Annotated in this window: 12 protein-coding genes and 5 tRNA genes; 6 read left to right on the plus strand and 11 right to left on the minus strand. The window is 60.1% G+C overall.

The genetic code is table 11. The features are described from left to right. Nucleotides 1-215 precede the first annotated feature (215 nt). Genes VIM61_02325 through VIM61_02335 form a run of 3 tightly spaced genes read left to right on the plus strand, consistent with a single transcriptional unit; the run spans nucleotide 216 to nucleotide 1,925 of the window. The gene (locus tag VIM61_02325) at nucleotides 216-677 is read left to right on the plus strand and encodes a hypothetical protein (protein HEY8899236.1); all 462 of its coding nucleotides are present in this window, start codon (nucleotides 216-218) and stop codon (nucleotides 675-677) included. 1 nt (nucleotide 678) lies between these two features. Continuing rightward, nucleotides 679-1,443: a phage Gp37/Gp68 family protein gene (locus VIM61_02330; GenBank protein HEY8899237.1), complete on the plus strand. Its 765-nt coding sequence runs from the start codon at nucleotides 679-681 to the stop codon at nucleotides 1,441-1,443. Continuing rightward, nucleotides 1,440-1,925 carry a hypothetical protein gene (locus VIM61_02335; GenBank protein HEY8899238.1) on the plus strand — a complete coding sequence of 162 codons (486 nt, stop codon included), beginning with the start codon at nucleotides 1,440-1,442 and terminating at the stop codon, nucleotides 1,923-1,925. Before VIM61_02330 ends, VIM61_02335 begins: the two co-directional genes overlap by 4 nt. 43 nt (nucleotides 1,926-1,968) lie before the next feature. On the opposite strand, the gene VIM61_02340 is transcribed toward VIM61_02335, so the two are convergent. Beyond that, nucleotides 1,969-2,319 (minus strand): hypothetical protein, encoded by a 351-nt coding sequence (locus VIM61_02340; protein HEY8899239.1) that lies wholly within the window; start codon nucleotides 2,317-2,319, stop codon nucleotides 1,969-1,971. 232 nt (nucleotides 2,320-2,551) lie between these two features. Between VIM61_02340 and VIM61_02345 the strand changes: the two genes are divergently transcribed. Together VIM61_02345 and VIM61_02350 are read left to right on the plus strand one after the other, a co-directional pair. After that, nucleotides 2,552-2,869, plus strand: coding sequence for a hypothetical protein (locus tag VIM61_02345; protein HEY8899240.1), 318 nt, complete (start codon nucleotides 2,552-2,554; stop codon nucleotides 2,867-2,869). Further along, a complete protein-coding gene (locus VIM61_02350) occupies nucleotides 2,866-4,359 on the plus strand; it encodes a hypothetical protein (protein ID HEY8899241.1) in 1,494 nt (497 codons plus the stop codon). Before VIM61_02345 ends, VIM61_02350 begins: the two co-directional genes overlap by 4 nt. Before the next feature lie 334 nt (nucleotides 4,360-4,693). Here the strand turns inward: VIM61_02350 and VIM61_02355 are convergent, their stop codons facing one another. From VIM61_02355 to VIM61_02395, 9 genes are all read right to left on the minus strand, one after another. After that, complete coding sequence (locus tag VIM61_02355) at nucleotides 4,694-5,278, minus strand: HNH endonuclease (protein HEY8899242.1); 585 nt, start codon at nucleotides 5,276-5,278, stop codon at nucleotides 4,694-4,696. A gap of 42 nt (nucleotides 5,279-5,320) precedes the next feature. Then, nucleotides 5,321-6,715: an RtcB family protein gene (locus VIM61_02360; protein ID HEY8899243.1), complete on the minus strand. Its 1,395-nt coding sequence runs from the start codon at nucleotides 6,713-6,715 to the stop codon at nucleotides 5,321-5,323. 123 nt (nucleotides 6,716-6,838) lie between these two features. Then, nucleotides 6,839-7,615, minus strand: coding sequence for a nucleotidyltransferase domain-containing protein (locus VIM61_02365; protein ID HEY8899244.1), 777 nt, complete (start codon nucleotides 7,613-7,615; stop codon nucleotides 6,839-6,841). A gap of 93 nt (nucleotides 7,616-7,708) precedes the next feature. Next, nucleotides 7,709-9,142, minus strand: a complete 1,434-nt coding sequence (locus tag VIM61_02370; GenBank protein ID HEY8899245.1) for a TROVE domain-containing protein — start codon at nucleotides 9,140-9,142, stop codon at nucleotides 7,709-7,711. A gap of 320 nt (nucleotides 9,143-9,462) precedes the next feature. Further along, the gene (locus VIM61_02375) at nucleotides 9,463-10,641 is read right to left on the minus strand and encodes a Fic family protein (protein HEY8899246.1); all 1,179 of its coding nucleotides are present in this window, start codon (nucleotides 10,639-10,641) and stop codon (nucleotides 9,463-9,465) included. A gap of 308 nt (nucleotides 10,642-10,949) precedes the next feature. Beyond that, nucleotides 10,950-11,024, minus strand: a tRNA-Lys gene (locus VIM61_02380). A gap of 4 nt (nucleotides 11,025-11,028) precedes the next feature. After that, nucleotides 11,029-11,105 (minus strand) — tRNA-Leu (locus VIM61_02385). 192 nt (nucleotides 11,106-11,297) lie between these two features. Continuing rightward, a tRNA-Leu gene (locus tag VIM61_02390) sits at nucleotides 11,298-11,372 on the minus strand. 7 nt (nucleotides 11,373-11,379) lie between these two features. After that, nucleotides 11,380-11,454: transfer RNA gene (locus VIM61_02395), tRNA-Leu, on the minus strand. Nucleotides 11,455-11,946: 492 nt separating this feature from the next. On the opposite strand from VIM61_02395, the gene VIM61_02400 reads away from it, so the two are divergent. Further along, nucleotides 11,947-12,201, plus strand: a complete 255-nt coding sequence (locus VIM61_02400) for a hypothetical protein (protein HEY8899247.1) — start codon at nucleotides 11,947-11,949, stop codon at nucleotides 12,199-12,201. Here VIM61_02400 and VIM61_02405 read toward each other — a convergent pair. Beyond that, nucleotides 12,187-12,264, minus strand: a tRNA-Arg gene (locus VIM61_02405). The genes VIM61_02400 and VIM61_02405 overlap by 15 nt on opposite strands. Nucleotides 12,265-12,272: the final 8 nt, after the last annotated feature.

The following is a 12,272-nucleotide window of genomic DNA, read 5'->3' on the forward strand; positions in this document are numbered from 1 at the left end:
GGGGCTCGTCGCCTGTCGGCTCCGTGCTGGCCGCCCGGAGAGACGGAAGGATTTCCGAGTTCAGAGTGATACTTCCAATTCTTGTCGCTTCGACCCAGCGGACGTCTTGCCGGACGGACGCGTTCTCCAGCGGAGGAATCGGGCTTCTGGACCAGAAACCCTTAAAGAGCCGGTTACGTGCGTAACGGGCTTTTTCTCCAATCAAAAAGCAACTTATGGAAACGATACCCTTCGGTCACGGCGTGATCGAAATTGAAAATGACGGCTGGCGGATTGTCTCCACCACCATTTGGGACAAGCTCGCACCGAACGGAGAGGCCTCCCTCATCACCGTTCGTGAAAACAACATTCGGATTTTAATCATCGGCGAGTTGTGGCCGTTTTTCGCGGCGACAAAGCGAAAAGTGAGTCATGTCGAAATCAGTCCCGGCATCGACTTATCCAAGGTTCTGCGGACGGAGATGTTGCTTTTCACGTTTGTCGACGGTTCCGATTTTCCCAGATCGATCAATATCGGTCGCGACAAAATCGTGTCGGCTTTGCCCAGAGGTTCCAGCGGCTCTCCCGACGTAAGTCTTTGGACCCAGCGTCGGGGGCATCGCCCTTATTGCGCAGGCAATTGGAAGTCATCGTGTCATCCGGCCAATCTTTTGACCGGGGATTTCAAGGACGCCTGACATGTCTGACCAATCTTCGATCGAATGGACGGACGCGTCTTGGAATTCGTTCACGGGGTGTTCCAAGGTCAGCGAAGGGTGTCGTCACTGCTATGCTGACCGCCTGGCGAATCGACTCTTCCTCATGGGAAATCCACGCTATCGCCGCGGGTTCAGGGTCACGCTTCACGAGGACCTTCTGAACCTCCCGCGGAAGTGGAAAAAGCCGCGGAAAGTTTTCGTCAATTCGATGAGCGATCTCTTCCACGAGGAAGTGCCCGCCGAGTTCATCGCCAAGATGTTCGCGACGATGGCGGCCTGCCCGCAGCACACCTTTCAGGCGCTCACCAAGCGGAGCGGGCGACTCGCGGAACTCGCGCCCGAGCTTCCCTGGCCACCCAACCTGTGGATGGGTGTCAGCGTCGAGAACGAGCGGGTTTTGCACCGCGTCGACGACCTTCGGAAAGTCCCGGCTGCCGTCCGGTTCCTTTCCTGCGAACCGCTCCTCGGCCCGCTCGGTGCCCTCGACCTCGATGGCATCGACTGGGTGATCGCGGGCGGCGAATCCGGCCCTGGCGCCCGTCCCATGAACCTCGACTGGGCCCGCTCCCTTCGGGACCGCTGTGCGAAAGCTCACGTCGCCTTCTTCTTCAAGCAAGTCGGCGGCGTGCAGAAGCATCGCACCGGCCGTCATCTCGACGGTCGGACCCATGATGAAATGCCCGAGCCGGTCGACCGGTTCGGATTCGTCGGAAGTGCGTTCCAAACGCAGGTCGCAATCCCATGAGCGCGAACTTTCGTCTTACCGTGGGGATTCCCCGCAAGGTCATCGAAGCTCTCGACATCGAGTTGTTTCTCAATCAGTTCGCGCCAGCCAACCTACCCAGAGGACGAGAACTCGCTGACCTCATGGGCGGCGTCGAGGTCATGCCTCTTGGCTATCCGGATGACGCCGGCGCGTTCTACGAGATTCCCGAAGTCCGGAAGTTCTTCCAAGAACTCCACGCCGCCTGGCCTTACTGGCTCTTTTTCGGGCAGACCGAAACGCAAACCCTCCGCTTCACCGCGGCGTGCCTTTTCGACAACGTAACGACGGTCCGCCAAGCGGATCGGCAGCGATTCCAAGTCGTCATTCAAGCCCAGGAACTTGGGCGGTTCCTTGACGACTGTAGCCTTCCGTTCGTGGAACTCTGCACACGCGCCAATGTCGGCGCGGATGCTCAGAAGCGTCGCATCCTAGGATTGTTTCAATACTTCCAACTTCTCTAGGGCGCTCCGTCGGCCTGTCGGCCGGTCGCAAGCCCCGGTGAGATCAAAGGATCGGGTGGCATACGAGTGGCGGAGGAGAGGCGTAACCATCGCCATTTCCGAAGTCGCTCGGTTTTGGAGAAAGCTCCGGGAGGGATGGGTGTCCCTCCCGGAGTGACCCCGGAGAGAACTCTGCCTCGCCGGTCGATACGCCGCCCGGCCATTCAAAGAAAACCAAACTATGAAAATCAAAATCCCTATCGAAATCTCCTTGCCGGCTGGGCCGGAATTCAAGATCCGCCCGAAGCGACAGTTCGTGCAGTTTCTCGAGAATCGGCTCGCTGCCGCTCTCGAGCACGAAACGACTTCGGAGAAGATCGGCGAAGCGCTCATCGACTTCGTCGACCAGCGTCACAAGGATCAAATCGAAACCCTTCGTCAGAAAGTCCGAAGCCTTCGCAAGGGCTCGAAGACTTCCGGGAAGTCGACTGACGTCGATTCCTCCGCGGCCGATTCCGCACCTCTCAAACCCGCGGTAAAGCCACCGACCTCGAAGAGTCCGGCGGTCGGGGAACCCGTACCAAAAGCCGCTCCTGCCGAGGGGGGCCAAAAGGGGGGAGACAGCCCCTTCCAGCAAGGATAGTGGCGTGACAACATCAGCGTCCAAATCGAAGGAGCGGAAGCCTCACAGAATTTCGATCGAACTGGAGGTCGATGAGTTCGAGCAGATCGACAGAATCTACGGTCAGGGATACCGCTCGGCGAACATCATTGACGCGCTTCTCAACCCGGCGACCGCCAGAGGAACAGCCGCTTACCAAAACAAAGCGCGAATCCTTGAACGCGTTCTCAACGCCTTAAATGAACTCGGAAAGCGTGTGGCTTCCGCTGACATCACCGACGAAACGGCGCTCAAGGTTTTGTGTGAACTTCGGTCGCTCCGAAAAGAGCTTTTGAAACCGTGACGCTCGAAATTTTGAACCCGAAGGTGACGTCGAAAAGGTCGAAGGGCTTGGTCGAATACCTTTTCGCTCTGAAAGATTCCAAGAAAGAGGATCGGCCGTTTCCACCCGAGTTAATCTGGGGAAATGGAGATCATTTCCAACGCCTCATCGAGTCGGTGCGCGAACAAAATGCTTACCTTTCGTTCAGCATTAACTTCACCGAAAAGTTAGAACAGGTCGGCCGGGAAACAGCCGTTCAAATTGCTCAGATTTACTGCCGACACTTTGCCGCAGGCCTCGCCGAAAACGATGTCGCAACGATCTGCGTCCTACACGACAAGGACGTCAACTTTCATCTCCACGTGGGGATGTATAAACGTCACCTCGTAACCGGTGGCCGATTCGATCCCTTCTTTCATCGTCGAGATCGAGAGCATTTCACTCTTCTGACAGAACTGTGCAACCTTGCCTACGGGCTTACGTCGGCGCGCGAAGAAAAACGCCATCAAAAACTCAAGATCCCTGACCGTCTTCGCGGCAATCCGCAGAAGGTGAGGACCTACCAACAAGAGCACTTAATTGGCGAGCAGGCGTTCTACAGTTTGAACGCAAGTGACCGCGATGAACTCATTCAGCGGATGATCGAACTTGGCACCAAGTTCGTTAAGAAAAACCGTGATTCGATTACAGTTCTGACACCTGGAGGTGAGCCCATTCGTTTGCGGGGCTTCATTTACAGCGAACGCTTTGTGAGTCGAGAGGCTTACTTCGAAAACAAGACGAAACTAACGGCGTTTCTAACGCAGTTACGCAGCGAGCGGCGACGCTTCGAGCGCGCGCTTTGGAAATCCTATCGTGTTCGAGCAGAGCGAAACGCCCGCCAGTCGCGCTCGGAACATCTGGCATGCCTTACACCTAAACGACGGTTTTTGATCCCGTCCCTGTCCAAACGTCACCATGAAAAATCTCTCGAAACCTCCGCGCAACGAAATCGATCTCCTCATATTGGAGAAACTCGAATGCCTTACCCAATCGCTCGCTCAGTCGGCGAATTGGAGAAAGGAAATCGAATCGAAACTCGCCCAGAACGCGGAAGCATTGGCGACACTGGAATCAAATCTATCGGAGACGGTAACGCGCCTGACGGCCTTGGAAAACGAGACGGCGTGTTTTCAAAACGCGACGTCAGTTCTATCGAGCGTTCAACGCTTGCTGCGTCAACTGCACTAGTCGGGAAACTGCTTGAAGACGTTTTGCGCATCCCAATCGAAATCTTGCGGATGCGCGCGTGGAGGCGTCATGCGCGGAATCTCGGACGCGGTCGGAAGAGGCAACCGGACGAGCGTCCCACGAGCTCACTCCGCTCTTTGGGATTGGGCCACATTGTGGCCGATGTCCTCAGCCGCCAGGCGGTCAAAGTCGCGGAATCCTTTACAGAATTTGCCCGGCAGCCGGAGCAAACCATTGTTCCGCCTCGGACAAAGAAAAAGGAACCTGAAATGGGAATGTGATTATGAGTGCAACACCAAAACTTATCCGCGGACTACTAATTGAGACGTCCAATGGCGAAACACATTGGCTGCCGTATGGCCACCTGCTTCACGCCAGGCATTCGACGGGAAATGACTTCGAGCAAATCGAACTGATGTTCGCAACTCACGATGTGAGTTTCCGAGGAGAAGGACTCGGAAAACTCCTCTCGAGTGTAGGCGATCAAACTGTCGAAATTTTAAGCGTGTCCGAGAAGGACGGTCAGAGAATCGACGCGATCGACGTTCAGTATCGTCACGCAGAGCAGAAGTAGGGGAATTGACCTGCCGAGTGATGTTCGGCAAGTCAGCGGAATCAGTTTGAGAGGAAATGCTTCCAGTCCGGGATCGCGTGAAGATTCCGAATGCTGGCCGAAGTTGGCAGCAGGCGCGGAGTCGCCGGGCGGCGGAGCAGCTTGAGGCCGACCTCCTGGGGCAGGCGATCGGCCTTCCTCGAGTTCACCTCGCGATGCGCCAGCACGCAGTTTTCCCATGACGTCGATCCTCCGCGGGAGCGGGGAATGACGTGGTCGATGTTCCCATCGCCGCGCTCGAGCTTTCGGCCTGTGTATTGGCACACGCCGCCATCGCGTTCCCAGATGCCGCGCGGACCGAACGCCGGCCGGCGCATCGGCACCTTTGCGTAGTTGGCCGCGACAATGACCGTCGGCACGCGAACTCGACCCCGCGGCGTATTAACTCCGTGGTCGTAATCGCGGACAGGCAGCGCGAGCCAGGCGTCCCAACGGACAGGCGTGATCCAGTCATCACCCTGGATGTCGAGTGCGGTGGCCGCGCCGGTCGCGAGCATGCAGAACGCCTCGGCCGGCGTCTTCACGTGGATCGCCTGCCAGTTGCGGTTCAGCACCAGCACCGTCTGCTTGTTGAGAATGTCATTCATCGAATTTGAAATTGGCGGCGGAGGGGATCGCCTCCGCCGCGGTTAGTCCTCGGCCTTCTCGCCGGCCGGGCACATCTTCACCAGTCGCGGCTGGAACTCGCCCAGCACGTCGACCAGATCGGTCTGCGCAGCCATGACCGTGTGGATGTCCTTGTAGACGCCGGGCACCTCGTCGAGCCCCGCCGAGAGCAGTTCGACGCCTCGCTCGGCGAGCAGCTTCTTCGTGGCACTCCATGTGAAGGACTGCATCGCCTTCGTGCGGCTCATTACACGGCCCGCACCGTGCGAGGCCGAATGCAGCGACTCGGGCTGCCCCTTGCCGCGCACGACGAATCCCGGCGTCGCCATTGAGCCCGGGATCACTCCGAGAACGCCGGCGCCCGCAGGCGTCGCGCCCTTGCGGTGCACGATCACCTCGCGCTCAGATCCGTCCACAACATGGCGCTCCTTCCACGCGAAGTTGTGGTGGTTCTCGATGTCGAGGATCACCGACGCTCCGAGCTTCTTTGCGATATGCTTGTGGATCAGCGCGTGGTTCGCGGCTGCGTAGCGGCCCATCAGGTTCATCGCGGCCCAGTATTCCTGGCCATCGGCCTCGTCGAGCGAGAGCCACGCCAGGTGCTTGAGCTCCTTTGGCAGGTGCTCGTGGCGCGCCATCGCGCGCTTGGAATACTCGGCGCAAACCTGCGCACCCGCTCCACGCGAACCCGAGTGGCTCAGCAGCGCGACATATTCGCCCGGCGGGATGCCGAGATCGTCCGTCGTCACCGTGAACGCACCGAACTCCACGAAGTGGTTGCCGCTTCCGCTCGTTCCGAGCTGGCTCCACGCCTTGTCGCGCAGACGATTTGTGAGCGGGGTCACCGCCCAGTCCTCGTCCATCACGTCATGGTCGCGACGCTCCTTGAAGGATGCGCCGACACCGAAGCGCGTCTCGCTCTCGAGGATGTTCGCGAGGCGATCGCGCTGGCCGGCGATCGTGTTCGCCTTGCGGTCGTAGACCGTGAGCTTCATGCGGCACGCGATGTCGACGCCGACCGCGTAAGGCACGACGGCGTTATCGGTCGCGAGCACGCCACCAATAGGCAGTCCGTAACCGAGGTGCGCGTCGGGCATAAGCGCACCCGCCACCGCCACCGGCAGCGCGCAGGCATTCGCCATCTGCTTCACCGCCTCGGGCTCGAGGTCGACGCCCCACTGTTTCCACGGCGCAAGCTCCGCGCGCGGAGTGAAGGCAGGACGGAAGATCGCGCGGGCCAGCGGCGCACGCAGCGGATCCGCAAAGAACGCCGACGGATCGGCGACGAGATTGAAGATCTCGGCCTCGAGCTGCGTGCCGTCGTTACCCAGAGCGATGAAGTTCTGGATGAACTCGTGCGCGAGCTTGATCGGCTCGCCCGCAGGCACGCCGAGGCGAATCAGGTCTTTGGTATTCATGGTTGAGTAAATTTAATTGGTGATGCGCGGGCACACCTCGGGTGGACATCGGTGTTTGTTCTTTTTGTCGTATCAGAAATGTCCGCCGGCGCCGCAAAACTGCGGCCACCGGCGGACTCTCCGTCAGGCGGCGAGCGCGTAGCGACGGAAGAAGCCGTTAAGCTCCTCCACATCACCTCCGCACTCGGCCGGCTCCCTAAGCGCATCGAGCCTCGTCAATTCCCTCTCGACGAAGCGCGAGAGCGCCTCGACCGGCGCCTCCACATCGAGTTCCTCGCCGGAGCGCTTGCGCGCGACAAGTTCCTCGAGTGCGGAGCGCACGTCGGTCTCCTCGAGAACGCCCTCCACGAGCTGCGCGAAGAGCATCGGCACCTGGCCGAGTTGTCGCTCGATCCAGCGGCACGCGAGCACTGGCCTGAAGACGTAGAGATACTTCTTCAGGCTCACAAACTCGCGGCCCTGCAGGTAGCCCCGCCAGTTGCCGAAGCCCATGTGCAGGTAGTGCGCGAAGCAGCGCCGCGGTGAATAAAACTCGCTGGCAAGCGCGCCGAACTCGGTGACGAACGCCGGATCGTATTGATAGACGATCGGCGACTTGAGCCACTCGAGCAGCGGCGGGTTGCTCTTGCGGAGCAGGCGCAGCGCCTTGCGCAGCTCCCAGCCGCTCACGTCGAGGTCGTCCGCGATCGGCAGCTCAATGACATCCCGCCGGTCCTCGACAGAGAGATACCAGTCTCGCTGGTGGACGTAGATGAATCGAACGTCGTAGTCGCTGTCACGCGAGGCGAATCCCCACGCGCGACTGCCGCTCTCGCACGCGTAAAGCACGCGCACGTTTCGCTCGGACTCGATCCGAACGAGCGCGTCGCGGACGCGCTGGTGAACATTGGTTCCGTGCATGGGAACTCTCCTTTCTAGTTGTTGATGATTGTTGAACGAACGGCTTGCCCCGGCAGACCGGATTGTCCGCCGGGGCATCCACCGTTCCCATGGTTACAGTTCGATCGCCTCGATCTCGCGCAGCAGCGCGCCCTTGTCCTCCTCGAGGAAGCTCATCGTCTGCAGCGCCTTGTCGGAAAAACCCGCCAGGCAGTAAACGTGGCGCTCGGGAAACTGGAGCGTGCCGTAGCCGGCGAGATCGAAGCTGAACACGCGCGGATCGGAGCCCGTTCGTCGCTTGTAGTCGGCGAACGTCTTGACCGGCGCGTTGTGACCGATCCAGCCCTGCATGTCGGACAGGATCACGATGCGATCGTAGGCAGCCTTTGCGCGCTGGAAGATCGCATGGAAGTTCGTGCCGGCCGGCGCCGCACGGCTCGCAATCTCACGCGCGAGCGTGAGGGTCGAGTCGCGCAGGTTGACCGTGATGAACTTCGCATCGTCGCTGAAGAGCATGACGTCCGCCTTGCGGTTGGCCTTGGCCAGCACGGCGGCGAACAGCGAGCCAATCTGCAGCGGACGACCGGCCATCGAGCCCGAGCAATCGAGCGCGATGAGCGTGCGGCCGGCGAAGCGGGGCACGTTGGCGAGAGCCTTGTCCACGGCGTCGTTGATCGCAGCCAGCGCCTGGCTCGCGCGCGGCAGGTTGCTGGCCTGCACGGCATCGAGCGCGGTGAGGTAGCGAAACGGCAGCACGAGCGACTTCGCAATCAGCCGGTCGTCGACCAGCATCGCGAGCGCGGCGTCCACGCTCTGCGGGGCCTGCTCAAGAATGTTGCGCAGGTTTCGCAAGAGCGCGAAGTAGCCGAGCTTGCGCGAGGCGATGAGCTCGTCCCACGCGGCGCCCTTGAGCTCCGCGACCTCGCCGTCGGTTTCACCGCGCGCGCCGGCCTGGGTGAGCTTGGTCTCCCACGTCTCCGCGGGAGCGAGTTCGCCACGGACAAGCTTGCGCAGCGGCTCCGAGTGCGGCGGGTGGAGCAGGTTCACTGCGTCCACCAGCTTGATCTCGGCCGACTCGCGTCGATAGTTCGCGAGCTGGTATTCGTCGAAACGGGCGAGCGCTGCGCCGAGGCCCTTCTTGAGGGCGTTCGGGATCGGACGGTCGCCCGCGGCGAGATAGCACGCGAGGATTTCGAGCGCGTCGTCGGGGCGGTGGACCACACGCTCACAGAACGTCTTGGTCCACGGCTCTCCCTTGACCGAGGCCGCGAGTTCCGCGGCGACGAGGTGCGAGACCGAGCGCATGCCCGCCTTGGTGCGAGCGTAGATGGCCGCCTTCGCGACGAAGCGCTTGTCGGCCGTGGCGGCGACGAGTTCCTTCACGCGCGCGACGGTCGCATCGCCGCTGCGGTAAAACGTATCGCCGAGCGTCGCCGTGAGCAGGATCGAGACGAGCTCTTCCTTCGTCGACTGGATGAATGCGCGGCCGCCGGCGAGGTTGGTGGTGTTGCCGGCCGCGGCGCGCTTGAGCAGGGTGTTGAACTTCATGGTTCACCTCCGTGGTTGTGGCTCCGCGAGCGCGGAGCCGGGTTGACTGAAAAAAGCTCGGGGAGAAACGGCGCCCGGAGTGTTGGGTTCGTTTAACAGACGAAGGAACTCGCAGGCTCACTGCCCCGAAAGAGGTCCTCGCGGAGAAAATAGACAGGCTCCCACCGGAGGTGTCGGGAATCGAACCCGAGTTCCGCTTGCGCGAAACCTCCACTCAGGAGCATCACGATTCCGGTGATGGTGTTGAGCGAAGAAATCCCGTCTTCACTGCCGCGAAAACTGAAAATGTTTAGAGTTAGAACCGAAGGTGCGGCCCGCGCCTACGAACCCTCGTCTTCGGCAAAATCGACGAGGTGGTAACTGGTGCTACGTCCGCCGGCTTCGTCCTGGACGAGCACCCCGCGCTCGACCAAATCCTTGATGTCGCGAAGGGCCGTGTCGGAAGAGCACTTCGCGAGCTTTGCGTATTTCGAAGTCGTGAGTTTTCCCTCGAGGCCGTCAAACAGGCGGTTGATGACCTTGCGCTGCCGCACATTCACGAGATCGGAATCGATGCGTTCCCACAGCCGGGCCTTTTTCAAAGTCTGTTGGAGCCCGGCTTCAGCTTTCTCGATCGCCCGGCGCAGGCAACCGAGGAACCAGGTGAGCCAAGGGGTGATGTCGAGGCCTGCCTTCTGCACCGTCTCCAATTGGTGATAGTAGTCCTTCCTCTCGGACTCGATCTGCGCCGACATGCTGTAGAATCGATCCGTGGTGAGGTCGGCCCGGGCGAGCGCCATGTCGGCAATCGCACGGCCAATTCGCCCGTTTCCGTCGGAGAAAGGGTGGATTGTGACGAACCACAAATGGGCGACTCCGGCCTTAAGGACGGGATCAATCTCGCTTCGGTCAAACCACGCGAGAAAAGCCGCCATTTCGGCGTCGACTTTTTCCGCCGCTGGAGCCTCAAAATGAACTTTCTCGCGTCCGATCGGACCGGAAACCACCTGCATGGGACCGCTTTCCGGTCTGCGCCACTCGCCCACGGCGATTTTATAAAGTCCGCTATAGCCGGTTGGAAACAGCGCGGCGTGCCAGCCGAACAGCCGCTCCTTCGTCAGAGGCCGGGAGAATTGTTGTGTGGCGTCCAGCATGATCTCGACGATCCCCTCGACGTGGCGGCTCGGAACTGCGGTGCCGGCAAACTCGAAACCAAGGCGCCGGGCGATCGAGGAACGCACCTGCTCGGCATCCAATCGCTCTCCCTCGATGGCGCTGGATTTCACAGCGTCCTCGGTCAGCGTCGACAATTGCGCCTCGGCACGAAATCGAAACCCGAGTCCTTCCATCCGGCCAAGCAGTCGCCCCTGCTTGTGTCGGATCTCGGCGACCAGCGGAAGCAGGGAGGAATGGTCCCATTGAAAATCCGGCCACCCTTCGACTTCGTAGATGTAGGACATAATCGTTGCAGATTTGCGGTGAATATCGCCGCACCCGAGGCACATATCGAGAATAATCACCGCAAATCTGCGGCAATTCAAAACCCCATTCACCGCATTTACTCTGATGAAGATTTTGCGGAGAGAGTTGACCGGAGGTCTGAATCGCACGGATCGCTCCGTTTGATTCGGCGGGGATCGAACCCGCAACCAGTGGATGACTCCACTGCTCTACCGTTGAGCTACGAAGGAACTCCGATCTCGCTGCCGCAAATTGGGAAAATGTTTTCCGGAGAATGCCGACCAGGGCTTACATGACCCATCGCTGAGTCATGGCAGGAGTTGAACCTGCGTATGCCGAAGTATCCCCGATCTCACTGCCGGAAAAATGGTGGGCTCGTAGGGACTTGCACCCTCCTCAGCCGCTTAAAAGACGGCTGCTTCGCTCTCAAAGCTTCGAACCCAAAATGGTAGTCACGGCTGGATTTGAACCAGCACTGGCGGCGCTCTCGACGCCGTGCCTCTTCCAGTTGGGCTACGTGACCATTAGAAAATCAGCCCCCGTGGTGGGACTCGCACCCACTAGGGTCGGCTTGAAAAACCGAACGCTCGGCTCTTTGCATTCACGGGTGTTTGAAAATGGCGGAACGCGGAGGGCATGCTCCCCATCACGCAAGAGTGCGCGACGATTTCTTTAGCAAAGAATCCCGGCTCGCTTGTCCGGATCACGTTCCGTGTGGTGCTCCCGGTCGGGCTCGCACCGACACTTTGCGGATTTTAAGTCCGCTGCCTCTGCGTTGGGCTACGGGAGCTTGAAAATGGTCCCGGCGGCAGGACTTGCACCCGCACTCGACGAGGTCTGAGCTCGTTGCCTCTGCATTGGGCTACGCCGGGAAAGAAAAATGACCAGCGGCTGATTCGGATTCGCTGCGCGAGCGAAGCCGGATCAACCTCCGGGAAGATGGCGAGGGCGCGGTCGATCTCTCGTCGATGTGCCCGCTTGAGAAATTTCTGCCGGGCCGAGGGCGGATCGCCCCAGCGGTAATGTTGGGTGCGGCCGTGGAGCCACCTGTAGCGGGCCCAGCCGTTATGAGTTTCCAGCCAGCGGGCAATCTCGCTCAGGCGGGATTCGACGGCCGGATCCACCTCACGGAAATACCAGAGCCAGTTGCGCTCGACCTTCAGCTCGAAGAGTGACGGCTGGGTGAAAACCCAGCGTGGCTGCCAGTGGCGGTTCCATTCGAGCACAAGCTCGTATCGGAAGTAAGGCTGCCATGCGGCTGAGAACCCGAGGCGTGACCACTCGTAAGGGCGAATCGAGCGAAGCGGCTGCTCGATTTCCACGAGCTTGCGCGAGCGACCACGCTTTTTGCGGAAGTCGCGCGAATGATGCACGACCACGGTGCCGATGACTTCGAGAATGCTCTCGAGCGCGAAACAGTCCGGACGGTTGCGTGCGTTCTCGGTGAGAACATGGAGCCTTCGCCAGCCGCGTTGAATTGGCCGGTCGAGCTTCACGATCGTGAAGCATCGCTCTCGAAGCTCGTCGTGTTCGCGGATGAGCGCACGCAGGCGCCGGTCCGCTTTATCTTTAGAATTTTGCATAAGGAGTTTGATGGGTTGAATTGGCGCTCCCGGTAGGATTTGCACCCACGACCTGCCGGTTCGAAGCCGGCCGCTCTTGATCTGCTGAGCTACGGGAGCTTGATGTT

The organism is Chthoniobacterales bacterium (assembly GCA_036569045.1).
In the GTDB taxonomy this organism is placed as follows: Bacteria; Verrucomicrobiota; Verrucomicrobiia; order Chthoniobacterales; family JAATET01; genus JAATET01.